The sequence below is a fragment of the Pseudomonas panipatensis genome (genome assembly GCF_900099785.1).
Classification (GTDB): Bacteria; Pseudomonadota; Gammaproteobacteria; order Pseudomonadales; family Pseudomonadaceae; genus Pseudomonas; species Pseudomonas panipatensis.
The window spans coordinates 133,710-159,915 of record NZ_FNDS01000012.1 but is presented as its reverse complement, the minus strand read 5'-3'; the positions used below and the strand labels follow the sequence as shown (position 1 = coordinate 159,915).

Annotated in this window: 22 protein-coding genes; 9 read left to right on the top strand and 13 right to left on the bottom strand. The window is 66.6% G+C overall.

The features are described 5' to 3' along the window. Together BLQ74_RS23730 and gbdR are read left to right on the top strand one after the other, a co-directional pair. Positions 1-335: L-serine ammonia-lyase, iron-sulfur-dependent, subunit alpha (locus tag BLQ74_RS23730; RefSeq protein WP_212633168.1), on the top strand; the 335-nt coding region annotated here is incomplete at its 5' end. Positions 336-709: 374 nt separating this feature from the next. Beyond that, positions 710-1,813: a choline metabolism transcriptional regulator GbdR gene (gbdR, locus tag BLQ74_RS23725; RefSeq protein ID WP_090267517.1), complete on the top strand. Its 1,104-nt coding sequence runs from the start codon at positions 710-712 to the stop codon at positions 1,811-1,813. Between the two features lie 59 nt (positions 1,814-1,872). Here gbdR and siaD read toward each other — a convergent pair whose 3' ends face one another. The 7 genes from siaD to BLQ74_RS23690 all read right to left on the bottom strand — a co-directional run bounded on the left by siaD (position 1,873) and on the right by BLQ74_RS23690 (position 10,160). Next, complete coding sequence (gene siaD, locus BLQ74_RS23720; protein WP_212633167.1) at positions 1,873-2,667, bottom strand: biofilm regulation diguanylate cyclase SiaD; 795 nt, start codon at positions 2,665-2,667, stop codon at positions 1,873-1,875. A gap of 5 nt (positions 2,668-2,672) precedes the next feature. After that, positions 2,673-3,053, bottom strand: a complete 381-nt coding sequence (gene siaC, locus BLQ74_RS23715; protein WP_090267515.1) for a biofilm regulation phosphoprotein SiaC — start codon at positions 3,051-3,053, stop codon at positions 2,673-2,675. A 25-nt stretch (positions 3,054-3,078) separates the two neighbouring features. Continuing rightward, a complete protein-coding gene (siaB, locus tag BLQ74_RS23710; protein WP_090267513.1) occupies positions 3,079-3,621 on the bottom strand; it encodes a biofilm regulation protein kinase SiaB in 543 nt (180 codons plus the stop codon). Between the two features lie 9 nt (positions 3,622-3,630). Beyond that, a complete protein-coding gene (gene siaA / locus BLQ74_RS23705) occupies positions 3,631-5,628 on the bottom strand; it encodes a biofilm regulation protein phosphatase SiaA (RefSeq protein WP_090267511.1) in 1,998 nt (665 codons plus the stop codon). Positions 5,629-6,065: 437 nt separating this feature from the next. Then, positions 6,066-7,676: an arylsulfatase gene (locus BLQ74_RS23700; RefSeq protein ID WP_090267508.1), complete on the bottom strand. Its 1,611-nt coding sequence runs from the start codon at positions 7,674-7,676 to the stop codon at positions 6,066-6,068. A gap of 55 nt (positions 7,677-7,731) precedes the next feature. Further along, complete coding sequence (locus BLQ74_RS23695; RefSeq protein ID WP_090267504.1) at positions 7,732-8,559, bottom strand: ABC transporter ATP-binding protein; 828 nt, start codon at positions 8,557-8,559, stop codon at positions 7,732-7,734. Continuing rightward, positions 8,556-10,160 carry an ABC transporter permease gene (locus tag BLQ74_RS23690; protein WP_090267501.1) on the bottom strand — a complete coding sequence of 535 codons (1,605 nt, stop codon included), beginning with the start codon at positions 10,158-10,160 and terminating at the stop codon, positions 8,556-8,558. Before BLQ74_RS23690 ends, BLQ74_RS23695 begins: the two co-directional genes overlap by 4 nt. A 243-nt stretch (positions 10,161-10,403) precedes the next feature. Between BLQ74_RS23690 and BLQ74_RS23685 the strand changes: the two genes are divergently transcribed. Beyond that, positions 10,404-11,465 (top strand): ABC transporter substrate-binding protein, encoded by a 1,062-nt coding sequence (locus BLQ74_RS23685; RefSeq protein WP_090267496.1) that lies wholly within the window; start codon positions 10,404-10,406, stop codon positions 11,463-11,465. Positions 11,466-11,592: 127 nt separating this feature from the next. Here the strand turns inward: BLQ74_RS23685 and BLQ74_RS23680 are convergent, their stop codons facing one another. Continuing rightward, positions 11,593-12,513: a LysR family transcriptional regulator gene (locus BLQ74_RS23680; RefSeq protein ID WP_090267493.1), complete on the bottom strand. Its 921-nt coding sequence runs from the start codon at positions 12,511-12,513 to the stop codon at positions 11,593-11,595. 357 nt (positions 12,514-12,870) lie between these two features. Between BLQ74_RS23680 and BLQ74_RS23675 the strand changes: the two genes are divergently transcribed. From BLQ74_RS23675 to BLQ74_RS23665, 3 genes are all read left to right on the top strand, one after another. Next, a complete protein-coding gene (locus BLQ74_RS23675; RefSeq protein WP_090267489.1) occupies positions 12,871-15,273 on the top strand; it encodes a TonB-dependent receptor in 2,403 nt (800 codons plus the stop codon). A 70-nt stretch (positions 15,274-15,343) separates the two neighbouring features. Further along, positions 15,344-16,246, top strand: a complete 903-nt coding sequence (locus BLQ74_RS23670) for a TauD/TfdA dioxygenase family protein (protein WP_090267487.1) — start codon at positions 15,344-15,346, stop codon at positions 16,244-16,246. Between the two features lie 86 nt (positions 16,247-16,332). Beyond that, positions 16,333-17,217, top strand: a complete 885-nt coding sequence (locus tag BLQ74_RS23665; protein WP_090267484.1) for a TauD/TfdA dioxygenase family protein — start codon at positions 16,333-16,335, stop codon at positions 17,215-17,217. A gap of 95 nt (positions 17,218-17,312) precedes the next feature. Here BLQ74_RS23665 and BLQ74_RS23660 read toward each other — a convergent pair whose 3' ends face one another. From BLQ74_RS23660 to BLQ74_RS23635, 5 genes are all read right to left on the bottom strand, one after another. Then, positions 17,313-17,963: an HAD family hydrolase gene (locus tag BLQ74_RS23660; RefSeq protein ID WP_090267482.1), complete on the bottom strand. Its 651-nt coding sequence runs from the start codon at positions 17,961-17,963 to the stop codon at positions 17,313-17,315. 156 nt (positions 17,964-18,119) lie between these two features. Next, positions 18,120-19,166 (bottom strand): hypothetical protein, encoded by a 1,047-nt coding sequence (locus tag BLQ74_RS23655; protein ID WP_090267480.1) that lies wholly within the window; start codon positions 19,164-19,166, stop codon positions 18,120-18,122. After that, positions 19,163-20,977, bottom strand: coding sequence for a WVD2 family protein (locus BLQ74_RS23650; protein WP_170842862.1), 1,815 nt, complete (start codon positions 20,975-20,977; stop codon positions 19,163-19,165). The genes BLQ74_RS23655 and BLQ74_RS23650 overlap by 4 nt, the downstream gene beginning before the upstream one ends. A gap of 13 nt (positions 20,978-20,990) precedes the next feature. Beyond that, a complete protein-coding gene (locus BLQ74_RS23640; RefSeq protein WP_244507257.1) occupies positions 20,991-21,848 on the bottom strand; it encodes a glycine zipper 2TM domain-containing protein in 858 nt (285 codons plus the stop codon). 302 nt (positions 21,849-22,150) lie between these two features. Beyond that, complete coding sequence (locus tag BLQ74_RS23635) at positions 22,151-22,693, bottom strand: gamma carbonic anhydrase family protein (protein ID WP_090267469.1); 543 nt, start codon at positions 22,691-22,693, stop codon at positions 22,151-22,153. A 94-nt stretch (positions 22,694-22,787) separates the two neighbouring features. On the opposite strand from BLQ74_RS23635, the gene prlC reads away from it, so the two are divergent. Genes prlC through BLQ74_RS23620 form a run of 3 tightly spaced genes read left to right on the top strand, consistent with a single transcriptional unit; the run spans position 22,788 to position 26,187 of the window. Then, positions 22,788-24,833, top strand: a complete 2,046-nt coding sequence (gene prlC, locus BLQ74_RS23630) for an oligopeptidase A (protein ID WP_090267466.1) — start codon at positions 22,788-22,790, stop codon at positions 24,831-24,833. A 1-nt stretch (position 24,834) separates the two neighbouring features. Then, the gene (locus BLQ74_RS23625; RefSeq protein ID WP_090267462.1) at positions 24,835-25,101 is read left to right on the top strand and encodes a YheV family putative zinc ribbon protein; all 267 of its coding nucleotides are present in this window, start codon (positions 24,835-24,837) and stop codon (positions 25,099-25,101) included. Between the two features lie 18 nt (positions 25,102-25,119). After that, positions 25,120-26,187 carry a hypothetical protein gene (locus BLQ74_RS23620; protein ID WP_090267458.1) on the top strand — a complete coding sequence of 356 codons (1,068 nt, stop codon included), beginning with the start codon at positions 25,120-25,122 and terminating at the stop codon, positions 26,185-26,187. The last annotated feature ends 19 nt before the right edge of the window (positions 26,188-26,206 follow it).

The following is a 26,206-nucleotide window of genomic DNA, read 5'->3' as shown; positions in this document are numbered from 1 at the left end:
GCTCCGCCTGCGCCATGGCCGCGGCCGGCCTCGCGGAAGTCCTCGGGGCCTCCCCGGAACAGGTCGAGAACGCCGCCGAGATCGGCCTGGAACACAACCTCGGGCTGACCTGCGACCCGGTCGGCGGACTGGTCCAGGTGCCCTGCATCGAACGCAACGCCATCGCCGCGGTGAAAGCCATCAACGCCGCACAGATGGCCCTGCGCGGCGACGGCCAGCACTTCATCAGCCTCGACCAGGTGATCCGCACCATGCGCGACACCGGCGCCGACATGCACGACAAGTACAAGGAAACCTCGCGCGGCGGCCTGGCCGTCAGCAGCATCGAATGCTGACCTGATATCGCTCACCGGGAGGCGGGCGCGCTACCTTTTGGCGCACCGCCCCGGCTGCCCCGGCGAGCTGAAGACAATTCTGACAAACGTTACTTTTCCGACCAGCCGGTCGCATCCTGCCTCCCGCGCCAGTGCTACCAAAAGCCTCAGAGGCCCCAGCACATAAGCATTTGCGACCTCCCGGATGTCGCTTCTACGCTCCCAAATGCGCCGCCCTGAGCCTTCCTCTTTTTTATATTGAACGCCCAATCAATTTAGGCATGGCATTTGCCTTGCTCTAGATATGGGTAATGCCCGCGGGCAACCCCCAAGCAGAGAACAACCATAAGAAAGGCCCCTTCCGGGCGACTGTGACTAGCGTGAGGAGATCAAGCATGAATGCCTTCAATCCCGGAGTTCCCCCGCAGAACCGAGCTCCGCAGTCCATCGGCTTCCTGCTGCTGGACAATTTCACCCTGATCTCCCTGGCCTCCGCGGTGGAACCCTTGCGCATGGCCAACCAGCTCTCCGGACGCGAGCTGTACCGCTGGCACACCATCAGCCTCGACGGCCGCCAGGTGTGGGCCAGCGACGGCCTGCAGATCACCCCCGACGCCGGCGCCGACAGCGCCCCGGCCATGGACACGCTGATCGTGGTCGGCGGCGTCGGCATCCAGCGCAGCGTCAGCCGCGAGCACGTCAGCTTCCTGCAGACCCAGGCGCGCCTGGGCCGCCGCCTCGGCGCCGTGTGCACCGGCAGCTGGGCACTGGCCCGCGCCGGCCTGCTCGACGGCTACGACTGCAGCGTGCACTGGGAATGCCTGGCGGCGATGCAGGAGGCCTTCCCGCGGGTGGCCATGAGCACCCGCCTGTTCTCCATCGACCGCAACCGCTACACCTCCTCCGGCGGCACCGCACCGATGGACATGATGCTGCACCTGATCGGCCGCGAGCACGGCCGCGAACTGTCGGCGGCAATCTCCGAAATGTTCATCTACGAACGCATCCGCAACGAGCAGGACCACCAGCGCGTGCCGCTCAAGCACATGCTCGGCACCAACCAGCCGAAGCTGCAGGAAATCGTCGCGCTGATGGAAGCCAACCTGGAAGAACCGATCGACCTCGACGAACTGGCGGTCTACGTCAACGTGTCGCGGCGCCAGCTCGAACGGCTGTTCCAGAAGTACCTGCACTGCTCGCCATCGCGCTACTACCTGAAGCTGCGCCTGATCCGCGCGCGCCAGTTGCTCAAGCAGACCTCGATGTCGATCATCGAAGTGGCCTCGGTGTGCGGCTTCGTTTCCACCCCGCACTTCTCCAAGTGCTACCGCGAATACTTCGGCATCCCGCCGCGCGACGAGCGCCAGGGCCAGCCGCTGGGCCAACCGGTGGTGCTGATGCCGATCCCCCAGGACCTGGCGCTGATGCCGCATTCCTCGGCCATCTCGGCGCTGAGCCAGGCGCAGGGTGAATCGACCTTCGCCAGCGTGCGAATCTAAGGCGCCGCGCAACACCCGCCCGGCCCGCCGTAGAAGCGGGCCGCCTGGGCGCAGCGCGCTCAGTCCTCGACCAGGCTGGCCACGCACTTGTCGCGCCCGCCGCGTTTGGCGGCGAGCAGTGCCGCGTCGGCGCGGCTGAGGGTCTGCGAGTAGCTCTCGCCCAGCTGGTATTCGGCAACCCCGAAGCTGGCCGTCACCGACAGCGCCTCGGTGCCGACGCGCACGGCCAGGGCGCGGATATCGTTGCGAACGCGCTCGATCACCTGCCCGGCCTCGGCCATGCCGGTATCTGGCAGCAGCAGGAGGAATTCCTCGCCGCCCCAGCGGCCGCAGAGGTCGTATTGGCGCAGTGCGGCCTGCATGGCGCGGCCGATTTCCACCAGCACGCGGTCGCCCACCTCATGCCCCCAGTTGTCGTTGACCAGCTTGAAATGGTCGACGTCGAGGATCACCAGCACATAAGGGCGCTTCTGGCGCTGGGCGCGCTCGCTCTCTTCGCGCAGGCGATCCATCAGCAGGCGGCGGTTGCCGATGCCGGTCAGCGGGTCGTGGGTGGAGGCTTCCTTCAGCGCCAGGTTGAGGTCGCGCATCATGTCCTGGTAGCGATCGGAGATGCGCGCGACCTTTTCCAACTGGCGCAGTTGCTTGTGATAACGCTCGGACAGCGTGGAGTTCTGCGCGCGCGCCATCGACTGGAAACCGTCGGAGATACGCGCGATACGCTCCAGGCGAGCCAACTGTTCGAGGGATTGCTGGTGCTTGAGGAACAAGGCCTCGCGCAGGGGATGGCCGACGTACTGGGGGTCGGCCAACAGCTCCTCGATCAACAGGTCCAGCTCGCGCTCGCTGCTCATGGCCGTCACTCGTCGTAGGGCTGGATTTCGAAGGGGAAGCTGCAGTCTTCGCGGAATTCCTCGGCCAGCTCGGCGACCCGTTCGTTGCGCCGGTCGTAGTGCCAGCTCACCTGGGTCCGAAGCCCCCTGCCATGGGCTTCTTCGAGCAGGTCGAAGATATCCATCATGGCCTTGATCGAGCTGGTGTTGAGGTACAGCAGGCGCAGGTCGAGGGACAGCGGGCGCTGCTCCTCACTGAGGAAGCGCTGCACCCACTCGATCACTTGGCCGAAGAGTTCGTAGGAGTTCTCCGGATAGGAATCGCCCTGCATGGCGAGGACGCCGGCCTGCCAGTCGCCATGGATCGACGGGGTGGACTGGGTGCCGCTGATATTGAGGTCACTCATAGCGTTGTATTCCTGAAACGCAGGGTCAGATAACGGCGCGCAGGCTGAAGAACGCGCGGCCATCGGGTTGTTCGGTAAGGGAAGTGAACAGCGGCGCGCTGGCTTTGCGGGCGATGTCCAGCAGGCCCAGACCGGCACCGCTGCTGGCCTCGGCGTCGCGCGGGCGGCGCAGTTGTTCCTTGTAGGCGGCCTTGAGCTGGGCCTTGTCGAGCCCGGCGATGGCCTCGATGCTGCGCACCAGGGCGCGGCCGTCTTCCAGTTCCACCAGGTTGCCGGCGGAGACCAGGTAGTGGCCGTCGTCGTCGCGGGCGATGGCCACGGTGGCCGAGGCATCCTGCTCGCTGTAGCCGCGCGTGCTGGCGTAATGACGGATGTTCTGGGTCATCTCGATGTACACCGCGAAGACATCCATCGCCTCGCTGGGATGCGCCTGCTCGGCCTGCATGTAGTTGCGCAGGGCGTGGCCGATTTCCTCGATCAGGCTGCGCGAGATCGGTCCGTTGAAGCACAGCAGGATGCGTTGCCGGGTAAAGCTGTCACGCATGGCCAACAGGTCTAGTGTCTCCATGGCGAACTCCTACTCGAAGCGGAAGGAAAGGATAGTAATGTCGTCGCGCTGCGGCCGCTCGCCCTGATACTCCGCGAGGCTGGCGGCGAACACCCGCGCCTGCTCGCCCAGGGGCAGCCGCGCATGCTGGCGCAGCAACTCGGCGAAACGGCTGTTGCCGAAGCCGAAGCCATGCTCGCCGCCGGCCTGGTCGAGGAAACCGTCGGTGCACAGGTAGAAGGTCCAACCCGGCTGCAGGGCGACCTCGATGTTCTGGTACTCGCCCTGGCGCTTGTCGCCGAGGGCGCGGCGGCCGCCCTTGAACTCGCGGACTTCCTCACCGTCGCAGGCGAATAGCGAAATCTTCGCCCCGGCGAAGTGCAGCAGGCGGCGGTCGTGGTCGATGCGCACGAAACCGGCATCCATGTTGGTAGCCAGGGCCTGGGTCAGTTGCTCCTGGCTGAGCATGCCGCGCATCACCTGGTCGGTTTCCCGCAGGATGGACGCCGGATCGTGGCTCTGCACGCTGTCGATGGCGTGGTCGATGGCGGCCAGGGCGAGCATGGTCATGAGCGCGCCGGGCACCCCATGGCCGGCGCAGTCGACCACGCCGATCAGGCTGTCGTGGCTGCCTTCGCGGTAGATGTAGAAGTCGCCGCCGACCACATCGCGCGGCTTCCACAGGACGAAATGGTGTTCGCCGAGGGAGGCCTGCAACTGACGGTCGGGGAGGATGGCGCGCTGGATCAGGCTGGCGTAATCGATGGAATCGCCGATCTTCTTCTGCGCTGCGGCCATCTCGCGGTTGGCCTGCTCCAGGGCGGACGTCCGCTCGCGGACCTTGTCTTCCAGCTCCTCGGTGTGCCGGCGCACCTGCTCGGCCATGCTCGAGAAGGCTTGCGACAACTCGCCGATCTCATCCCCGCGAGCCTTCGGCATCGGGTTGTCGTAATGCCCGGCGGCGATCGCCTTGGCCGACTGGCGCAGGGCGCGCAGCGGCCTGAGCACCAGCAGTTCGACGGTGTAGGCGAAGCCCAGCAGGAGCAGCGCCAGCAGTCCCACCAGGGTTCCGAGCAGCGGCCAGATCCAGCGGCTGTCGAGCACCTGCGCGGCATGCAGGTCGACGGCGCTGAGCACGTGCCAGCGCAGTTCCGGGATATAGGCGGTGGCCAGCAACTGGCGCTTGCCGTCGAGGGTCGCCCAGAAGGTGCGCACCTCGCCGGGATGCGCCTCGGCGTCATCCATCGCGCCGCGCAGGCCGCTGCGCTCGGCGTCGCTGCCGAGCAGGTCGAAGATACGGTGCTGGGCGGCGGCGCCGGTACCGGTGCCCGAGCTGTAGGCGATCAGGCGCTTGTCCGGGTGCGCCTGGATGGCGCCGTCGGCGTCGACGATCATCGAGGTCACGCCGGGCTCGCGGCGGGAGATGAACTGGTCGAGGAAGGACGTCAGGTCGAGGCCGCCGCCGGCCAGGCCGATCTTGCGGTTGCCGGCGATCACCTGGACGTTGAACCAGACCTTGGTGACCTTGAGCTTGGCGTCATAGTTGACGTTGATGTTGTAGGGCTCGGCACTGGCCATGCTGGCGAAGTACCAGGAGTCCTGCGGATCGTCGGGGCTCAGGGTGTAGCGCGGGGCGTTGGAAAGGGGCGCCGTGGAGTCGTTGAAATAGTAGTGGTGCGAGGCGTCGACGATGACGAAGTAGGAATAGTCGTTCTGCTGGTCGCTGCGGTAGCCCTCCACCTCGCGGAAGAAGCGCGTGCGCCGCTCGGAATCGCCTTCGTCGAGCAGCCAGTCCTGGGTCACCACCGACTCGGCCAGACGCCGCGACAGCGACAGCTCGCGGATCACCGGGGCGAGAATCTTCTGCTGGTTGAGCAGGGTGAAGTTTTTCGCATAGGCCAGGCCGAAGTGCGTACGGATGTCCTCCATCGCCTTCCAGCCAAGCAGCACCGCGGGAACCAACGCCAGAACGCAGGCCAATAACAGCGCTACTACCGATTTGCCGCGCAACCCCCATCTTGCCGCCATGGCCGTCCCCAGAAGTCCCGTTCGCCGTTTTCTGTCGTTCTTTTGGCGAAAGCGCAATTGTGCAGTTGTGTAGGAAAGCAGGCAATGCAAATTGCTGGCAAAACGCCATTTCATTGACGCCATTCAACTGACTGCCGAATTCTAGACGCCTTTCCCGCTTTCGCTAGCGCGCCTGGGCGCGGCCTTGCCCGATGCCCGCAGCCCAGCATCCGTGGGGCTCGCCGGCGGCATCCGGGGGCACGGCGGCGACCGCGCGGCAGCGCTGTCGCGGACGCTGTGTTTCGACTGGCGAGGAGTTGACCCTCAGTTTTTACTGAAGGTCATGTCGTGCGGAGTAGGAATTCACTGAATCTGAAAGGGGTTGTGCGGGAGGCCTGCTTCGCCTGGTCAGGCGCAGCAGGCCACGCGGGTGCCGCCGCCGACGGCAGCGGCCGGGTTCACTTGACCAGGAAGGGCGAGGCGCCCTCGATCACCCCGGTCTCGCTGACGTACTGCTTCCAGTGCTCGATCAGCTCGGCCAGCTTGCCGGCATGGCTCTTCGCCAAGTCGTGGATCTCGCCGGGGTCCTTGGCCAGGTCGTAGAGCTGCCAGGTGGCCGGACCGACCGGCGCCGGCAGGTACACCGCCTTCCAGTCGCCCTGGCGGATGGCGCGCATGCCGAACAGCTCCCAGCCGGTCACGGTCTTCTCGTCGTGGGCCTGGGCGGTCTCGCCGGACAGCCAGCCCAGCCAGGACTTGCCGCGCGGCTCGGCGACCTCGCGGCCGCGCCAGTGCTTGCCGGGATGGCGCACGCCGGCCAGGTCGAGGATGGTCGGGGTGATGTCCATCACGGTACTGAAGGAATCGCTGATGGCGCCCTGGCGGGCCAGTTGTGGATAACGCACGAAGGCCGGCACGCGGATGCCGCCCTCGGTGGTGAAGGCCTTGTACAGGCGCGACGGCGCGGTGGCCGCCTGGGCCCAGCGCGGGCCGTACCAGACGTAGGAGTTGGCGCGGCCGATGTTGTCCAGGCTGTTGTCGTAGTGCTGGTCGAGGAAGCCCAGCAGGTCCGGGCCGAATTTCGGGAAGGCCTCCAGCAGCGCGCCCTCGGCGCCGTTGTCGGACATGAACAGGACGAAGGTGTTGTCCAGCTCGCCCTGCTGGCGCAGGTAGTCGAGCACCCGGCCGATGTTCCAGTCCATGCGCTCGACCATGCCGGCGTAGACCTCCATGGCGCGCGCCGACCTGGCCCGCTCCTCGGCGGAAAGCTGGCTCCACTCCTTGCTCAGCGCCAGCACCATGTGCGCTTCCACGTCGGGCTCGACCAGGCCCAGCGCCTTGAGTCGCGCCAAGCGCTCCTGACGCAGCGCCTCGGGCCCGGCGTCGTAGCGGCCACGGTACTTGTCCACCACCTCCTTGGGCGCCTGCAGCGGCCAGTGCGGCGCGGAGAACGGCAGGTAGGCGAAGAACGGGCGGCTCTGGTCGCGCTCCTTGAGGTACTGCAGCAGCTTGTCGCCGAAGGCGTCGGAGGAATAGAAGCCCTCCGGCAGCCGCTCGATGAACTGGTCGTCCTCGATGTACAGCGCCGGGGTGCCCTTGAGGATGCGCGGCGTGCTCTCGTCGTAGGGCGGCTCGTAGCCGTAATGGTTGGCGGCGCCGGGCAACAGCGAGAAGGAACGCTCGAAGCCGCGCGCGTGGGGGGCCTGCTCGGCCTTCAGGCCGAGGTGCCACTTGCCGGACATCAGCGTCTGGTAGCCGGCCTCGCGCAGCAGCTCGGGCAGCGCCACCACGCGCTCGTTGAGGTAGCCCTCGTAACCCGGCTTGCCCTCCAGCTCCGGGGTCAGCACCTCGGCCATGGTGCCGATGCCGGCGATATGGTGATCGGTGCCGGTGAGCAGCATCGAGCGGGTTGGCGAGCAGGTCGGCGCGGTGTGGAAGTCGGTCAGGCGCAGACCGGCGTGGGCCAGGGCGTCTAGGTTCGGCGTGGATATCTCACCGCCGAAGGCGCCGATGTCGGAGAAGCCGAGGTCGTCGGCGACTATCACCAGGAAGTTGGGGCGTTTGCTCATGTCGGGACTCGGATGGTGTGGGGGAAACGGCCTGTCGCGGCACCAGGGAAAGCGCTCAGCAGGCGATGAACTCGAAGGGCAGGTTCTCCACGCGCCTGGGCAGCGGGGCGAGGTAGTCGCCGTCGGCGGTCAGCTCGTGCAGCAGTGCCTCGCGCAGGCGCAGGAAATCGAAGCCGCCACGCTCGCGCGGGTGCGCCAGCGGCACCTCGACGATGCGTTTGATGCGCCCCGGCCGTGGCGCCATGACCACCACGCGGTCGGCGAGGAACAGCGCCTCCTCGACATCGTGGGTCACCAGCAGGGTGGTGATGCGTTCGCGCGCGCGGATGCGCAGCAGCTCCTCCTGCAACTGCTGGCGGGTCAGCGCATCGAGGGCGCCGAAGGGCTCGTCGAGCAGCAGGATGCGCGGGCTGGCCACCAGCCCGCGGGCGATCGCCACGCGCTGCGCCATGCCGCCGGACAGTTGGTGCGGGTAGGCGCGCCGGAAGCTCGACAGGCCGACCAGCTCCAGGTAGTCGGCGACCTTGCGCGCCTTGTCCGCCTCGCTCAACGGCTCGTTGACCAGGCCCAGGGCGACGTTCTGTTGCACCGTCAGCCAGGGGAACAGGCGGTGTTCCTGGAAGACGATGCCGCGCTCGCTGCCAATGCCGTCGATGGGCTGGCCGGCGATGCGGATCTCGCCGCGGTACTCGCGGTCGAGGCCGACCAGCAGGCGCAGCAGGGTCGACTTGCCGCAGCCGCTGGCGCCGACAATGGCGATGAACTCGCCGTCGCCGATGTCCAGGTCGAAGCGCTGGATGGCCTCCAGTTCACGGCCGTCCACGGGGAAACTCTTGCCGACCTGGCGGAAGCTCACCAGCGGCTGGGAAGTCAGGGCGTTCATGCGTGTCTCCAGCGCGTGGCGCGCGCTTCGATGCGTTGTCCGAGGGCGCCGAGCAGGGCGCCGGTGAGGCCGACCAGGAGCATCCCGGCGCTGACCAGGTCCATGCGGAACAGTTGCTGGGCGCTGATCATCTGGCTGCCGATGCCTCCGTTCGACGGCATGAAGTACTCGGCACCGATGGTCCCCAGCCAGGCGTAGATCAGGCCCAGGCGCAGGCCGGCGAAGATCGACGGCGCGGCGCCCGGCAGCACCAGCAGGCGCAGGCGTTGCCATGGCCCGAGGCGCAATGCGCGGGCCGCTTCCGCCAGTTGCGCCGGCAGGCTGGCGATGCCGCGCTGGGTCGCCAGCAGCAGCGGGAAGAACGCGGCCAGGGCGACGAACACCACCTTGGCCGCCTCGCCCAGGCCGAACCAGGCGGTGAGCAGCGGCACCCAGGCGAAAATCGCCACCTGGCGCAGCGCCGCGAAAGACGGGCCGAGCAGACGTTCCGCCGGGCGCCACAGGCCCAGCGCCAGGCCGAGCAGGAAGCCGGCGCCGCCGCCCAACAGCAGGCCAAGCAGCGTGCGGCTCAAGCTACTGCCCAGGGCCCGCAACAGGCTGCCGTCGAGCAGCCCCTGGGCAGTGGCGTCCAGCACCGCCGCCGGGCTGGCGAGAATCGCCGGATCGACCCATTGCAGACGGCTCGCCGCCTGCCACAGCGCCAGCAAGACCAGCGGCAGCGTCCAGGGTTGCAAGCGTTGCCAGCCACGTCCGCGGCTGCCGCGACGGAACTCGCCGGCGGCCTGCTGCGGCCAATGCACCAGGCGCCGCTCCACGGCCTGGATGCCGCGATCCATGGCGGCGCCGACCAGGCCGACGACGAGGATGCAGACGAACACCACGTCGAGCATGAACAATTGCCGGCTCTGCACCATCAGGTAGCCGATGCCTTCGCTGGACGCCAGCAACTCCACCGCCAGCAGCGAGGTCCAGCCTTGCGCCAGGGCCAGGCGCACGCCGGTGAGAAAGGCCGGCAGCGCCGCCGGCAGGAGCAGGCGCCAGACCAGCAGGCGCGGCGGCAGGCGCAGCACGGCGGCGGCCTCACGCAGTTTGGGCTGGGCGTCGCGCACACCGACCAGGGTGTGCAGGGTGACCGGGACGATCACCGCCTTCACCAACACCACCAGCTTGAGCAGCTCGCCGATGCCGAAGAACAGCATGAACAACGGAATCCAGGCCAGGGTCGGGACCTGCGCCAGGGCGGTGAAGGTCGGCAGGATGAAACGCTCGGCGCGGCGGCTGAAACCCAGCCAGGCACCCAGCGCGAGACCGCTGGCGATCCCGGCGAGCAGGCCCCAGGCCAGGCGCTGCAGGCTGATCGACAATTGCTGCCAGAGTTCGCCGGCGATCAGTTCGCGGCCGCTCTGCCAGACCAGCGCCGGCGCCGGCAGCACCTGCGCCGACATCCAGTGGCGCTCGGCGGCCAGCCACCAGAGGCCGAACAGCAGCGCCGCCGGCAGCCAGGCCAGCAAGCGCTCGCCGAGCCGACCGGGACGCCAGGCCGGGAAGCCTCGGGGCGAGAAGAGGGGCGCGGCGGCAAGCGCCTTCTGATTATTCTTCATTGGAATAATAAAATATCCGTCAATGCATTTAAGAGCTAAGAGAACCCATTTAAGGAAAGTGCCCCGCCCGCGGCCAATGCATTCGGCGAATATTTTTTATGCCTTTTGCGCATCTGCCCGGCAAAGCAGAGCGGACGCGCCTTAATACTTAAAGTTACTAAAAAATAAGTTTTTATTATTTTATTTATCAGCCGTTAGCTGCCTTAAGTGCCTCCCCTATCCCACCCGCAGGAGGCAGGCGCCATGAGAGCCCTCACCCATCAGTTGCTGTCCCTATTCGCCGCCCCGGTCCTCGCCGGCCTGCTCGGCGCCTACGCGCCCTTCACCAGCGCCGCCGAGGCGCCGAAGGAAATCCGCATCGCCGTGCCGGACGTCAGCGCCGGGCCGAATCACGCCGGCGGCGGAATCGTCGACGTGATCAATACCCGCCAACTGCTGGAGAAGGAATTCGCCAACGATGGCATCCAGGTGAAGTGGACCTACTTCAAGGGCGCCGGCCCGGTGATCAACGAGGCCCTCGCCAACGGCCAGGTGGACTTCGCCTACCTCGGCGACCTGGCGGGCATCATCGGCAAGTCCGGCGGGCTCGACACCCGCCTGCTGGCCGCCACCGGACGCGGGGTGAACCATTACCTGGGCGTGCAGCCGGGCTCCTCGATCAAGACCCTGGCCGACCTCAAGGGCAAGCGCGTCGGCATCTTCCGCGGCACCGCCAGCCAGTTGTCGTTCGACAACGCCCTGGCCAGCGCCGGCCTCAGCGAGAAAGACCTGAAAGTCATCAACCTCGACTTCAGCGCCGCCCTCGCCGCCCTGGCGGCCAAGCAGATCGACGCCACCTGGGGCCTGGCCGGGCTCTTCGCCCTGCAAGCCAAGGGCCTGGCGGACATCCCCCTGAGCACCCGCGACCTCAACGGCGCCGGCACCCTGCAAGGCGTGCTGATCGGCAACGGCGCCTTCGTCGACGCCCACCCGGAAATCACCCAGCGCCTGCTCAAGGTGGAACTGCAAGCGCTGGCCTGGGCCACCGCCGAGGCCAACCACGACGCCTTCGTCGACCTGATCTCCAAGCAGGCCAGCTATCCGCCGGTGATCCTGCAGACCGAGTTCAAGGACCGCCCACTGGCCGACGCCCTCTCGCCGCAACTGGATGCCGACTTCCTCGGCAAGCTCGACGCCTCGATCCAGGCCGCCAAACAGTTCGGCCTGATCCGCCGCGACTTCAAGGCCGCCGACTGGGCCAAACCGGACTACCTCGCCGCCGCCGCCAAACAAGCCGCCGCGCAGCCCGTGGCACAAGCGCAATAGCCCACACCGCCGTAGGAAGGCGTGGAGCGAAGCGATACCCATCGATGGGTATCGCTCCGCTCGTCCCATCCTACGAACGCGCCCACCCGCCAAGCCCCGCAGCCGGGGGCACGGGCGCCGTGGCCGCTCAGGCCAGCGCGCTGTCCCCTTCGCTGTCCAGCCGCACCAGGGTTTCGATCAGCGCCCGCGCCGCCGCCGAGAAGCGGTAGCCGGTGCGGCTGACGATGCCGCAGTGGGCGTGCAGGCCGTCGATGTTGGGCGGCAGGTTGCGCACCTGCAGGCGGTGCAGTTCGCCGCTGGCCAGCGCCGCGCGCAGGCCGTCTTCGGTGCCCAGGCCGATGGCCTCGGTCTGCGCGACGATGCGGATCAGCGAGGTCATGTCCTCGCACTGGACGTTCGCCTGCAGGTCGGCCTTGCCGCTGAGGTTGGCGAGCAGCTTGCGCACCCCCGGCGGCATCCGCGAGGAGGCCAGCGGGTAGGCGAACAGATCATTGGTCGAGAGGCTGTCCTTGGCCAGCAGCGGATGCCCCGCGCGGCAGAAGAAGAAACCGCGCCGCGGATGCAGCGGGCGCGTCTGGAAGTTCGGGTCGGCCTCGAACTGGCGGATGTCGGCGACGAAGAATTCGATCTCCTCGCGCGCCAGGCTGCGGCTCAGGCGTTCCCAGTTGTCGACCTCGTAGCGGATCTGCAGGCGCGGGTGGCGCTGGATCAATTCCGCCAGCGCATCCGGCACCAGTTTCTGTGCCGGCGCCGGGCCGCAACCGAAGTGCAGTTCACCGGCGTCGAGCTTGTTCAACTGGGTGATTTCCTGGGTCAGGTTGGCCGCGCCCTGCACCAGGCTCAAGGCGTGCTGCAGCACCACCTGGCCCTCCGGCGTGGGGCGCAGTTCCTTGCTGCCACGGTCGACCAACTGGCAACCGAGTTCCTGTTCCAGGCCCTGGATGCTGCGGCTGAAGGCCGGCTGGGTGATGCCCATGGCATCGGCCGCGCGAACGAAACTGCGGTGTTCGGTGAGGGCGATGAAGTAACGCAGTTGGCGCAGATCCATGATGCTTTACCGGCATTGAAAATATTGGACAAAGGCATTTGCCGTCGGAGATGCGCTGGTTTTAAATGCAAGCTCTTATTCCGTCAACGAAGAATAAAACTTAAATCTATTCGATTAAGAAATAAGAATATGCACACGACCAGGAGCTGCCCGATGGCTACCCAGCGTTTCGCCGTTTCCCCCCTGTCGGCGCGAATGTGCCCCCCGCGCGGCTGTCGCCGCTGATCACCCCGGTGCCTGAGCCCTAAGGGCCAGGCCCAGCCAATCGAAGAGAGCCGCTTTCGCCAGCGACCGCCTGGCGCGGCCCCCTGTTGCCCGAAGAAAGCGGGCGGCGCCTATCGTCAAGGAATCCACTCGATGAGTTCGACAGTCCCGCAAGCCCACCCCCTCCTGCGTACCGGCCGAGCGTGGCCGGGCGTGCCCGACTACGCCTGGGTCCTGCTGCTCGCCCTGGGCGGCGCCCTGCCGCTGCAGGCAGCCGAGCAGAACGACGCGCAGACGACCACGCCCAGCACCGAACAAAGCGCCAGCGACACCCGCAAAGACAACCCGTCGGCCACCGCCCTGGGCAAGGTCACGGTCACCGCGCGGCGCCGCGAAGAGGATTCGCAGAAGGTGCCGACGCCGCTCACCGTGCTCGACGGCGCCACCCTGGAAAGCCAGCGCATCAGCAAAGTGCAGGACCTGCAGCAAGTGCTGCCCAGCGTCAACGTCGCCTTCATCCACGCGCGGCAATCGAGCATCGCCGTGCGCGGCATCGGCAACAACCCGGCCAGCGACGGCCTGGAAGGCTCCGCCGGGGTCTACCTGGACAACGTCTACCTGGGCCGTCCGGGCATGGCGGTATTCGACCTGCTCGACATCGAGCAGCTCGAACTGCTGCGCGGCCCGCAGGGCACCCTGTTCGGCAAGAACACCACCGCCGGCGTGCTCAACATCAGCACCCGCGCGCCGACCTTCACCCCCGAGCGCACCATCGAAGTCTCCGGCGGCCAGGAAGGCTACTTCCAGGGTCGAGGCACTGTCTCCGGCCCGCTCACCGACAGCCTGGCCGGGCGCGTCTCGGCCTACCACACGCGCGACGACGGCTACATCACCAACGTCCACGACGGCAACAAGCTCAACGGCGGCGAGCGCCAGGGCATCCGCGGACAGCTGCTGTACAAGCCGCACGACGACTTCAGCCTGCGCTTCATCAACGACTACAACGAGGAAGACTCCAGCTACGGCAGCATGGTGGTCTACGGCGCCGCGCCGAAGTTCTGGCAGCGCGCGGCGCTGGTCGGCGCCTCGCCGATCAGCGATCCGGGCCGGGACAAGGTCAACATCGACAGCCGCCAGCACGTCAGCGTGCATCAGGGCGGCAGCTCGGTGGAGGCCAACTGGAAGCTCGACAACGACTTCACCCTGACCTCGATCAGCGCCTACCGCTTCTGGAACTTCACCCCGGCCAACGACGAACAGCTCAACGTCTCGGCGATCCGCAACACCGGGGTGCAGGTCAACGACCGCCAGTTCTCCCAGGAAATCCGCCTGGCCTCGCCCACCGGCGGCGCCTTCGACTATGTGCTCGGCGCCTACGCCTTCAACCAGAACCTCGGCAACCGCACCTTCACCTACTACGGGCCGCAAGCGGACAGATACCTGCTGGGGACCAACCTCAACGCGCTGAACGACACCTACAGCAAGGCCAACGGCAAGATCGAGACGAACAGCTTCGCGCTCTTCTCCCAAGGCACCTGGCACCTCACCGACAAACTCGACTTCACCGCCGGCCTGCGTGGCACCTACGAAGAGAAGGACGCCAAGGTGCAGCGCTTCGACCCGGTCGGCGGCGCCGCCGTCAGCGGGGCCGCCGCCACGGTGCGCAGGAACCAGCTCGGCGCCTATGACTCCGGCGACCTCAGCCTGTACAGCTTCGCGCCCTCGGCGCTGCTCAGCCTGAGCTACCAGTTCAACGACGACCTGCTCGGCTACGCCTCGCTGTCCCACGGAGAGAAATCCGGCGGGGTGAACCTGGCGGTGGCCAGCGCGCCGACCGCCGGCGCCGACTCGCTGCTGGTCGGCCCGGAGCGCGCCAACGACGCCGAACTGGGCATCAAGTCGACCCTCTTCGACCGGCGCCTGCAGCTCAACGCCAACCTGTTCTGGACCGGCATCCACGGCTACCAGGCGACCACCTACTACCAGCCGGCCGGCTCCTCGCAACTGGTGCAGGTGTTGTCCAACGCCGGCGACGTGCGCTCGCGCGGCCTGGAATTCGAGGCCACCGCGCTGCCGCTGCGCGGCCTGACGCTGAATTTCAACGGCTCCTACAACGACGTCACCTACCTGTCGTTCAAGGACGCCCCGTGCCCGGCGGAAATCAGCACCCAGCCCGGCGCCCCGGCCACCTGCGACCTCAGCGGCAAGCGCGTGGTCGGCGCCTCGAAATGGATCGCCAACCTCAACGGCGAATACAAGTGGCAACTGGAGAACCGCTTCGAGCCCTACGTCAGCGCCAGCTACGCCTACCGCTCCGAAGCCGAAGGCACGCTGGACGACTCCAGCCTCTCGAAGATTCCCGGCTACGGCCTGGCCAACTTCTCCGTGGGCCTGCGCCACGACCTCGGCGACGGCCAGTTGGATGCGTCGGTCTGGCTGAAGAACGCCTTCGACAAGGAGTACTACCTGGCGGCCTTCGCCAGCCTCAACGGCTCCTACACCGCCTCGGTCGGGCAACCGCGGACCCTCGGTGCCTCGCTTCGCTACGACTTCTAGATCCCACTCGCCGCGCGCAGCCGTTCGCCGTGGCCCTTTGCAGTACTCCCTACAGCATGAGGAAAGACAGATGAGCAACGCAGCACACGCCGTACAACCGACCATCGCACTCGACATCCACCCGGTGGCCGGGCGCATCGGCGCGGAAATCCGTGGCGTGACCCTCTCCGGCCACCTCGACGCGGCGACGGTGGAGGCCATCCAGGCCGCCCTGATCCAGCACAAGGTGATCTTCTTCCGCGGCCAGACCCAGCTCGACGACCAGGGCCAGGAAGCCTTCGCCAAACTGCTCGGCAGCCCGGTGGCGCACCCCACGGTGCCGGTCCGCGACGGCACCGAATACCTGCTCGAACTGGACGGCGCCGAAGGCCGCCGGGCCAACTCCTGGCACACCGACGTGACCTTCGTCGACGCCTACCCGAAGGCCTCGATCCTGCGCAGCGTGGTGGCCCCGGCCGCCGGCGGCGATACCGTCTGGGCCAACACCGCGAGCGCCTACGACGACCTGCCGGACGAACTCAAGCTGCTGGCCGACAAGCTCTGGGCGGTGCACAGCAACGAATACGACTACGCCAGCGCCAGACCAAGCGCCTCGGTCGAGCAACTGGAGCACTACCGCAAGGTGTTCACCTCGACCCTCTACGAAACCGAGCACCCGGTGGTGCGCGTGCACCCCATCAGCGGCGAACGCACGCTGCTCCTCGGCCACTTCGTGAAGCGCCTCAAGGGCCTCTCGCAACACGACTCGGCGCACCTCTTCGCGGTGCTGCAAAGCCACGTCACGCGCCTGGAAAACACCGTGCGCTGGCGCTGGCAGGCCGGCGACGTGGCCATCTGGGACAACCGCGCGACCCAGCACTACGCCGTCGACGACTACGCCACCCAGCCGCGCATCGTGCGCCGCGTGACCCTGGCCGGCGAAGTGCCGGTGGGCATCGACGGCCAACGCAGCCGGACGATCAAGAAAGTCTGAGCCTTGCGCCGCCCCCTCTGCCCGGCCCTCCCTGCAGCGAGAGGGCTCGGCAGAGGGCAACCCCAGCCTGATACGGAGTACCCGCCATGAGCCAATCCGCCGCCCTGAAAATCACCCCCGACACCTTCGCCATCGTCCCCCTCGACGCCCCGCTCGGCGCCGAAGTCCGTGGCCTGGACGCGCGCCAGCCACTGACGCCCGAGCAGATCCTGGCGATCAAGCAGGCCCAGCGCGACCACCACGTCCTGATCTTCAGGAACCAGCACCTCGACGACGCGCAGTACCTGCGCTTCGCCACCCTGTTCGGCGCCGTGTTCCAGCCACCGGCGGATGTCCCGGTGCTCTCCTCCGGCGCCGACGGCAAGGCCCCGGACATCGTCAAGGTCGCCAACACCGGCGACGGCGAACTGGGCAACTTCGCCCTGCCGGCGCACATCGACCACCAGTGGACGCCACTGCCCTCCTCCGGCTCCTTCCTCTACGCCCTGGAAGTGCCGCAGCACGGCGGCGAGACCCAATTCACCAACCTGGCCCTGGCCTACCAGCGCCTGGACGACGCCACCCGCGCGGAAATCGACGGCCTGCGGCTGATCAACTACAACCCCTTCGTGCGCCTGAAGAACGGCTACACCGGCGGCCACATCCGCTATCGCACGCCGGACATCGAACCGATCCAAGGCAGCGAGCACCCGCTGGTGCGCACCCACCCGGAAAGCGGCCAGCGGGTGATCTACCTCAGCGTGCACACCGAAGTGGAAATCCCCGGCTACGCCGCGGAGCGTGGCCAGGCGCTGATCGAACGCCTGCGCGCGCACCTGCAACAGCCGGAACTGATCTACACGCACCAATGGGCGGTGGGCGACATCGTCTGGTGGGACAACCAGGCCACCCTGCACGGCCGCAACGCCTTCCCGGCCAGCGAACGCCGGCGCCTCAAGCGCATCAGCCTGAGCGGCAGCCGGCCGTTCTGACCCCGCAATGAGGCGCGGGGGGACGGTCGACGAGCCCCTCCGTCGGCCGTTCTGCCGCGCCTCACCAGCCAACGCCAGGCATCATTGCCCGGGGCTCAGGCGGCGGCGAACGCCTCGCGCAACTCGCCCAGGCTGGCGAAATAATGCGCCGGGCGCTCCGCCAGCAACTCCTCGCGGCTGCCAAAGCCGTAGCCCACCCCCGCGGCGCGCAAACCATTGCGGTGCGCGCCGATCAGGTCATGCTTGCGGTCGCCGATCATCAGCGTCTGCGCCGGGTCGAGCGCTTCACGCTGCACCAGATGCGCGATCAGCTCGACCTTGTCGGTGCGCGTGCCATCCAGCTCGCTGCCGTAGATCATCTTGAAGTGCCGGGCGAAATCGAAATGCCGGGCGATCTCGACGGCGAACACCGTCGGCTTGCTGGTGGCGATATACAGCGTGCGCCCCTGCCCGCCGAGCAGATCGAGCAACTCGCCGACGCCCTCGAACAGCCGGTTCTCATACAACCCGGTGTCCTTGAAACGCACCCGGTAATGCGCCACCGCCTCCCAGGCCCGCGCCTCGTCGAAGCCATAGCTCGACATGAAGCACTGCAACAGCGGCGGCCCGATGAAATGCTCCAGCCGGCGCAGATCCGGCTCATCGATGCCCAACTGCGCCAGCGCGTACTGGATCGACCGGGTGATGCCCTCGCGCGGGTCGGTGAGGGTGCCGTCGAGGTCGAAGAGGATGTTCTGGTAATGCATGGGCAAGCTCCGGCTGCGCGGGTCGGGGCGGGAAGGATACTGCGGGAGGCCAATGCGGGCGAAGAATCAGCTGACTGGCAGCACAGGGCGGACGGCTCGAAGAGCCCGGGCGGGACAGTAACCGGCACGGCAGTCAGACCACCGTGCCGATTCAGGTCAGAGAGCGCTGACCTCGGGGTTGAGACGCTCGACCAGACGTTTGCTGGCCGCCCCCCCACTGCTGATCTTGTCCAGATCGGCGAGGCGCACACGCTCTTCCGGTTTGATGCTGAAGGCCACGCCTTTGCGCTTACCATTGGCCACATCGACGGCAATTTCGCACAGCTCGATCAGCTTGGGCGCGGCATCGCGAATACCGCTCTCGCAATTTTTGCTGAAGTTGCGCAGGGTCCGCTCGAAGTATTCATCACGCTGCTTGTCGGCAGCGCCGGCGGTCGGGTCGAGAGTGGCGCCGTAACGCTTCTGCAGGGCGACACTGCGCTTCACCAAGCCATTGTCCTTCAGGCTCAGGCTCACTTCGGTCAGTTCGGCGCGCCCCAGGATATGCTCGAAGTCCGCATCGCTGTCGGCAAAGGCGGCCGCTGGCCAGCCGGGGTTCTTGCGCAGATTGTCGAGGCTCTTCTGCAAGCGCCGCATACTGCGATTGAAGTCCTTGAGGTTGGCGACGCCATAGCGCGTTTCGACGGAGAAAAGCTCCGGCAGGTCGAGACTCAACTCGGTCTCGGCGGTGCCTTCGCTGTCATCGGCATCGAAATACAGAGCGATGTCGAATGGCTTCAATTCGTTACGCCCACTGCTCAGCAGGGGACCATAGCCCGAGGCCTGGCGACCAATGCCGGTCATGCTGCCGTAGTTCTGGAACAGCCGAAGCAACTGCGGCGAAGCAGTGACACCCTGGACCTTCATGCGCACCCGGGTATGGCTGTCCTCGTCAATCAGCTCGGAGAGCTGCATGCGCTCGGCGTGCACGCTCAGGTCGAGACCCTTGGCAGTGCTGAACTCGACACCCTTGAGGGTCACGGTGCCGCCTAAAGGCGAGGCGCTGACCGACTCCCAGGTCAGGCTTTCATCGAGTCCGTGGTCGTAGACCCAGTCCTCGAGCCTTTTCTGCGCCTGCTTGCTGCTGTATGCACTCAGGCCGAAATAACCGGCGACCGCCACCACCAGGATGGCTGCCGGAACCCATACTTTCTTCTGCATCATTCCGCACTCTCTTGGTCGACGGCCCGATCCGGCCAGGCTTGCTTGACGGTTTCCCTGGCCGCTTCTGGCGTCCAGTGGTCATCACCCACCTGTTGCCGCACCAGCTTCAGCGGGTCGCGCAGGTCGGCGCAGCCGTCTTCGCTGCACGGCTGCAGGTTGCTGGCGGCGATCAGGGTCAGCGGCAGATCTTCCTTATCGCGTTTCTGGCCATCCAGGCTGACTTTGCCCTTGACCAGGAACCAGCCCTTGTCGGGACTGCTCTGGCCATCATCGACGCTGAGCAGCGCCTCGTAGGGATAGTCGACCGACCAGCCGCCGTCGCTCTTGCCGCTGATACGGACGATCTGGCTGACACTGGCGTTGCCGCCGGCAACCAGGCCGGCGTAGCCGCTGCTGCCCACCGGCGAGTAGCTGACGTCACTGAGAATGCGCGAGTAGAGCTGGCGGGGATTGTTGGCCTCCTTGCGCAGCTCGCGGTACAGGCGCAATTGCTGCTCGGCCTGGTAAGCCAGTTGCTCGCGCTTGAGCTGCTCCTCGCGCTGGCGTTGCGCGGCGAGTTCGCGCTCGCGCTGGGCAGCCTTGGCCTCGGCATCGAACAGCCAGTTGCGGGCGTATTGTGGGTTGAAGTCCCAGGCTTTGCTGCTCCAACCACGACTGGCACTGACCTCGTACAACCACTGCTCACGGTCGTTCTTCATCACACCCTGAGGCAGGTCGCGAATGGCGTAGAAATGCAGGCTGCTGGTCTTCGGAAGCGCCGAGTCGAGCTTGCTCAGGCCAAAGAACAGGGTGCTGCGGATGGTCTCGATCTTGCGGAAGAGGTCAAGGTTATCGGTCAGCGCAATCAGCGGTTGGTTATCCAGGTTCCAGCGACCATCCCAGCTTGCATCGGCCTGGATCAGGTAATGCACCCGGGTGGACGGCTCGCTATGCAGCAGCAGATAGGCGTTGTGGTTGCCATCGAACGCAACGATAGGTAGAGGCGGCACTTCGCGGTTGAACGGGATGCCACGATGGAAACCACCGCGATAGCTGCCGATTTCCATGCCATCGGAGCGCATGAGGGTCAGTTGACCGGCACCGCTGGCGTAGCCGTCGGGACCACAAACCACGCCCGTGGACTGGGCGCTGAGGTACTGTGCGTTGGCGTCTGTCTTGCGCACGAGACGGAAGCGGCAGCCGTTCTGATCCTGCACCTGGGTAAAGAAATCGGCGCCTTTGAGCACCTCCTCCTCAAGCGGCGGCTGCCAACCGTTGACGGCAAAGTCGCGCGGCACACTGTTGGCAACGCTCGCCTCGGCGACCGGAGCGGCGGCTGGAGCGGCTGGCGCAGCCGGAGTCGCTGGTGTTGCCGCGACCACCGGCGCCACCGGTGCGGAGGTCGGGGCGGGCGCAGCAGGCGGCGGCGCAGCAACGGCTGGCGCAGCGCTCGGGGCGGCAGCCGCCGCCGTGGCATTGGTCGGAGTCGCCTGATTCAGAGTAGCGACCCAGCCGGCTGCCTTGCTCGCACTGCCGCTGGCGACGCTCGCACCGCTTGCGTTGAAGCTCTTCCAATTCAACGATGCGGCTGTACCGCACTGGCTGTTCAATAGTCCGCCGAGCTTTGGCATCAGCCGCTCGATGGATGCCTGGACCGGCGTCGCAGCAAAGACGAAACGCAGCTCCAACTGCTGGCTGCACCAGGGCTGGCCATCGGGGTGGTCAACGAAGACCTCGACGTTCTCTGCCTTGGAGTACGCCAAACGGTAGCTTTCCGCCTGTGCAGTCAAAGAGACGGCAAGCAGGCTCAGGGTAATACCCAGTGTTCTCATCGAGCGTGCTCCGTCAAATCAGTTCCCAGGCGCCATCGCCGGCCTGGCAGGCTTTGACAGTCTGCTGCTCGCTGCCGCCCTGAGCCTTGATGTCATAGTTGACGGTACGGCAGGTTGTTTGCGCAGCCATGGTTTCCTGAACCGGAGCGGCATCGAGATCGAAGCCCTGAGCCTTGGCCTTGCTGTCGTCGAGGGCGTCGAGATCGGTCGCTGGCGCAGCGGCAACGGAACTCGCCGCGCTACCCGAAGTGGCGCTGGCCACGACCGGAGTGCCTGCCGGTGTAACCAGCGGGGCATAGACATAACCCACCGTCACACCACGGCGGCCGACCATGATCCAATTGTTGTCGGTGCGGCCAATGGCGGTGAAGGTCGCATTGGCTTGCAGACCGCCGACCTTGTCCGCGGCGTTGTCCGGCGCATTGCGCAGATTGGCAGACTTCAACGTGCGGTAAGGCTTGTTGAGCACGGTCATGTTCGGCACGGCCTGCACCTTGGGCAGCCGCTTGACCGCCACCTGGCGGGTTTCGGTCTCGGTCTTGACCGGGGTGATCTGGGCGGTTGCACCGCTGTGGGAAGAGGTCCAGGTGGTGGCCTGACCATCACGGCTGGCATCCAGCACCTGTTGCGTCTGCAGGGCCAGGGCCTGGCGGTCGTTCTCGTCCATCTTGGCGCCAATGGTCTTGCCCAGCGCACCACCGGCCAGCGCGCCGATCAGCATCGCCGCGGTACGGCCATTGCCCTGGCCAATCTGGCTACCGATCAGCACCCCTGCAGTGGCACCGACCAACGTACCGATATTCTCTTTGTTAGCCCACTCGTTGCCCGACATATTCGCGCAGCCGGACGAGATACCGATGGTGGCGATCAATACGGTAACGCTGGCCTTTCGTGCAAAACCCATTGCGAGACTCCCTTGAACCGTGAAAGAGGGCTCCAGAGATAGGCGCGCGGTAACACGAAAGCGGGTTTCCCAATGCTTCACATCCCTGGAGGCAGGGCGGATTAGACCTCAGCAAATGATGGCAAAACAATATCTTTTTGACGCCAAGGAATTGATTAATCGCTAAAATGGCCATTACAGCGCCATCTTAATGATGGCCATCGGCTGGTCGGCGGGCGAGCCTCGTGCCGATAGAGAATGCGGGCGGCCGCTGCGCCGCCCGCCTCGGCTCACTCGCGGTAGCCTTCGGCCAGGTGCTGGTCCTTGAGCTTCACGTAGTTGCCGGCGGTGTAGCGGAAGAAGCTGCGCTCCTTGTCGTTCAGCGGGCGGGCTTTTTTGGCCGGGCTGCCGACGTAGAGGAAGCCGCTTTCCAGCACCTTGCCCGGTGGCACCAGGCTGCCGGCGCCGAGGATGACCTCGTCCTCGATCACCGCACCGTCCATGACGATGCAGCCCATGCCGACCAGCACGCGGCTGCCGACGCTGCAGCCGTGCAGCAGCACCTTGTGGCCGACGGTGACGTCGTCGCCGATGTTCAGCGGGAAGCCGTCCGGGTTGTAGGGGCCGGCGTGGGTGATGTGCAGCACGCTGCCGTCCTGGATGCTGGTGCGCGCGCCGATGCGGATGCGGTGCATGTCGCCGCGGATGGTGACCAGCGGCCACACCGAGCTGTCGGCGCCGATCTCGATGTCGCCGATGAGCACGGCGCTGGGGTCGACGAAGACGCGTTCGCCGAGCGCTGGCGTTTTGCCCTGATAGGTACGAATGGCCACGATAGCTTTCTCTCCCAAAATCAGCCTTCAGGCTGCGGATGACGGCGATTGTATTTAAGATGGCCGGGTGTTTCTCCAGCCAAGGTTGCCCACCGTGAGCGTGAACCCCCTTCTGCAGTCCTACGACCTGCCGCCCTTCTCCGCCATTCGCCCCGAGCATGTGAAGCCGGCCATCGAGCAGATTCTCGCCGATAACCGCGCCGCCATCGCGCGCATCCTCGCCGAGCAGAACGGCACGCCGACCTGGGACGGCCTGGTGCTCGCCCTGGATGAGCTGCATGCCCGCCTGGGCGCGGCCTGGAGCCCGGTCAGCCACCTCAACGCAGTGTGCAACAGCAGCGAGCTGCGCGAGGCCTATGAAGGCTGCCTGCCGCTGCTCTCGGCCTACTGGACCGAGCTGGGCCAGAACCGCGCGCTGTTCGAGGCCTACGAGGCGCTGGCGGCCAGCCCGGCCGCCGATGGCTTCGAGGTGGCGCAGAAGACCATTCTCGAACACGCCCTGCGCGACTTCCGCCTGTCGGGTATCGACCTGCCGGCGGCGCAGCAGCAGCGCTACGCCGAGATCCAGTCGCGCCTGTCCGAGCTGGGCAGCCGCTTCTCCAACCAGTTGCTCGACGCCACCCAGGCCTGGACCAAGCACATCACCGACGAGGCCGCGCTGGCCGGTCTCACCGACTCGGCCAAGGCGCAGATGAAGGAGGCCGCCGAGGCCAAAGCGCTGGACGGCTGGCTGATCACCCTGGAATTCCCCAGCTATTACGCGGTGTTGACCTACGCCGAGGACCGCGCCCTGCGCGAAGAGGTGTATGCCGCCTACTGCACCCGCGCCTCCGACCAGGGCCCGAACGCCGGCAAGGACGACAACGGCCCGGTGATGCAGGAAATCCTCGACCTGCGCCAGGAGCTGGCGCGCCTGCTCGGTTACGCGAATTATTCGGCGCTATCGCTGGCGACCAAGATGGCCGAGTCGCCGCAGCAGGTGCTGCATTTCCTGCGCGACCTGGCGCTGCGCAGCAAGCCCTTCGCCCAGCGCGACCTGGAGCAGCTCAAGGCCTACGCCGCCGAACAGGGCTGCGCGGACCTGCAGAGCTGGGACGCCGGCTTCTACGGCGAGAAGCTGCGCGAAGCACGCTACAGCGTGTCGCAGGAGGCCTTGCGCGCCTACTTCCCGATCGACAAGGTGCTCTCCGGGCTGTTCGCCATCGTGCAGAAGCTCTACGGCATCCAGATTCGCGAGTTGCAGGACTTCGAGCGCTGGCACCCGGACGTGCGCCTGTTCGAGATCGAGGAGCACGGCCAGCACGTCGGACGCTTCTATTTCGACCTCTATGCCCGCGCCAACAAGCGCGGCGGCGCCTGGATGGATGGCGCCCGCGACCGTCGCCGTGACACCGCCGGCCAGTTGATCGCCCCGGTGGCCTACCTGGTGTGCAACTTCACCCCGGCGGTCGGCGGCAAGCCGGCGCTGCTCACCCACGACGAAGTGACCACCCTGTTCCACGAGTTCGGCCACGGCCTGCACCACCTGCTGACCCGCGTCGAACAAGCCGGCGCCTCGGGCATCAACGGCGTGGCCTGGGACGCCGTGGAGCTGCCCAGCCAGTTCATGGAGAACTGGTGCTGGGAGCCGGAAGGCCTGGCGCTGATCTCCGGCCACTACGAAAGCGGCGCGCCGCTGCCGCAGGACCTGCTGGAGAAGATGCTGGCGGCGAAGAACTTCCAGTCAGGCCTGATGATGGTGCGCCAGTTGGAGTTCTCGCTGTTCGACTTCGAACTGCACACCAGCCACGGCGACGGCCGCAGCGTGCTCGACGTGCTGGAGAGCATCCGTGACGAGGTGGCGGTGATGCGCCCGCCGAAGTACAACCGCTTCGCCAACAGCTTCGCGCACATCTTCGCCGGCGGTTACGCAGCCGGTTACTACAGCTACAAGTGGGCCGAGGTGCTGTCCGCCGATGCCTTCTCGCGCTTCGAGGAAGAGGGCGTGCTCAACCCGCAGACCGGCGCCGCCTTCCGCGAGGCGATCCTGGCCAAGGGCGGCTCGCAGGAGCCGATGGCGCTGTTCGTCGCCTTCCGTGGCCGCGAACCGTCGATCGACGCGCTGCTGCGTCATTCCGGACTCACCGAGGAGGCTGCGTGACATGAGCGCCAGCAAGAAACGTTTCATCGCCGGCGCCGTGTGCCCGGCGTGCAGTGCCGAAGACAAGATCCAGATGTGGGACGAAGACGGTGTGCCGCACCGCGAATGCGTGGCCTGCGGCTACGCCGACACGCTCAACGCGCAAGGCCAGTCGGTGCCCAAGGAGCTGGGCACGCGGGTCAACCAGCTGGCCCCCAAGCCGGCCGACCCCAAGGTGCAGAGCGTGCAGTTCTTCCCCAATCCGAAGCTGAAGAAACCCAGCGAATAACACCAGTCCAGGGACGGCATGAAACTTCTCGCCAGCGCACTGCTGCTCGCGCTCGCCACTCCGGCGAGCGCGGCCTTCCAGATCGACAGCCTGACCGCGACCCACCCCAGCGGCAGCCGCTACCGCTTCCCGCTGTTGCGCGACACCAGCCCGGCAGCGCAGAAGATCAACCTGTGGCTGCAAGGCATGGAGCTGCACAAGCTGCCGGGGCGCTACCGCACGGCGGCGTTCGAGGACATCTGGCCCCCCGCCGACAGCGAGCAGGGCGTGACCGCCCTGGACTACAGCGTGATCAGCAATGCGCCGGGCTATCTGTCGATTGGCTTCGCTGGCGAGTACATGGGCGCGTATCCATCGCAGAACACTTACAGCTACACCTTCGACGCGGCCAGCGGCACGCCGATCGACCTCGGCGATCTGTTCACGCCGCAAGGCCTGCAAGCGCTGCGCGCCGACGCGGTGGCGCAGCGGGTCAAGCGCATCGAGGCCTTCCTGGCCGGCCAGCAAGTCGAGCAAGGCGTGCAATTGCGCACCGACGATACGGAAACCGCCGACGAGCAGAGAGCGCTGTACACCGACTGCCTGCCGTTCATTCGCGACGACGACCTGAACTACAACGACCTGCAACTCGGCAGCGAGCGCCTGACGCTGGTGCGCGAGCTGTGCGCGCCGCACGTCGCCCAGGCCATCGATGACCTCGGCGAATACCGCAACAGTTGGCGCTACCAGGACCTGCGCGAGCAGCTCAGCGACTACGGCCGCTGCCTGCTGCTGGAACGGCGCAGCGATTGCCGCCGCCCCGACGCCCGCGTGGCTGGCGCTTTCCGGGGCACGCTGGGCGGGCGCTACCCGATCACCCTGGTGATCCGGCGGCGCATTGCCAGCGACGCGCTGGAAGCCGGCTACTTCTACGACAAGCACGCCACGTTCATCGAATTGAGCGGTGAGCAGAAGGCCGACGGCAGCCTGATCCTCAGCGAAGACGGCCCACCCGCCGCGCGCTTCGTGCTGCACCTGGATGGTGGCAGCCTGAAGGGTACCTGGCAGCAGGACGGCAAGGCGCCGCAGGCGGTGGAGCTGCATTGAGCGGGCCGGCCACGCGCTA

What these genes read in the sequence shown, in the direction of transcription:
- gbdR (WP_090267517.1), top strand. Translation starts at nt 710, where the DNA reads ATGAATGCCTTCAATCCCGGAGTTCCCCCGCAGAACCGAGCTCCGCAG.
- siaD (WP_212633167.1), bottom strand. Translation starts at nt 2,667, where the DNA reads ATGAGCAGCGAGCGCGAGCTGGACCTGTTGATCGAGGAGCTGTTGGCC.
- siaC (WP_090267515.1), bottom strand. Translation starts at nt 3,053, where the DNA reads ATGAGTGACCTCAATATCAGCGGCACCCAGTCCACCCCGTCGATCCAT.
- siaB (WP_090267513.1), bottom strand. Translation starts at nt 3,621, where the DNA reads ATGGAGACACTAGACCTGTTGGCCATGCGTGACAGCTTTACCCGGCAA.
- siaA (WP_090267511.1), bottom strand. Translation starts at nt 5,628, where the DNA reads ATGGCGGCAAGATGGGGGTTGCGCGGCAAATCGGTAGTAGCGCTGTTA.
- BLQ74_RS23700 (WP_090267508.1), bottom strand. Translation starts at nt 7,676, where the DNA reads ATGAGCAAACGCCCCAACTTCCTGGTGATAGTCGCCGACGACCTCGGC.
- BLQ74_RS23695 (WP_090267504.1), bottom strand. Translation starts at nt 8,559, where the DNA reads ATGAACGCCCTGACTTCCCAGCCGCTGGTGAGCTTCCGCCAGGTCGGC.
- BLQ74_RS23690 (WP_090267501.1), bottom strand. Translation starts at nt 10,160, where the DNA reads ATGAAGAATAATCAGAAGGCGCTTGCCGCCGCGCCCCTCTTCTCGCCC.
- BLQ74_RS23685 (WP_090267496.1), top strand. Translation starts at nt 10,404, where the DNA reads ATGAGAGCCCTCACCCATCAGTTGCTGTCCCTATTCGCCGCCCCGGTC.
- BLQ74_RS23680 (WP_090267493.1), bottom strand. Translation starts at nt 12,513, where the DNA reads ATGGATCTGCGCCAACTGCGTTACTTCATCGCCCTCACCGAACACCGC.
- BLQ74_RS23675 (WP_090267489.1), top strand. Translation starts at nt 12,871, where the DNA reads ATGAGTTCGACAGTCCCGCAAGCCCACCCCCTCCTGCGTACCGGCCGA.
- BLQ74_RS23670 (WP_090267487.1), top strand. Translation starts at nt 15,344, where the DNA reads ATGAGCAACGCAGCACACGCCGTACAACCGACCATCGCACTCGACATC.
- BLQ74_RS23665 (WP_090267484.1), top strand. Translation starts at nt 16,333, where the DNA reads ATGAGCCAATCCGCCGCCCTGAAAATCACCCCCGACACCTTCGCCATC.
- BLQ74_RS23660 (WP_090267482.1), bottom strand. Translation starts at nt 17,963, where the DNA reads ATGCATTACCAGAACATCCTCTTCGACCTCGACGGCACCCTCACCGAC.
- BLQ74_RS23655 (WP_090267480.1), bottom strand. Translation starts at nt 19,166, where the DNA reads ATGATGCAGAAGAAAGTATGGGTTCCGGCAGCCATCCTGGTGGTGGCG.
- BLQ74_RS23650 (WP_170842862.1), bottom strand. Translation starts at nt 20,977, where the DNA reads ATGAGAACACTGGGTATTACCCTGAGCCTGCTTGCCGTCTCTTTGACT.
- BLQ74_RS23625 (WP_090267462.1), top strand. Translation starts at nt 24,835, where the DNA reads ATGAGCGCCAGCAAGAAACGTTTCATCGCCGGCGCCGTGTGCCCGGCG.
- BLQ74_RS23620 (WP_090267458.1), top strand. Translation starts at nt 25,120, where the DNA reads ATGAAACTTCTCGCCAGCGCACTGCTGCTCGCGCTCGCCACTCCGGCG.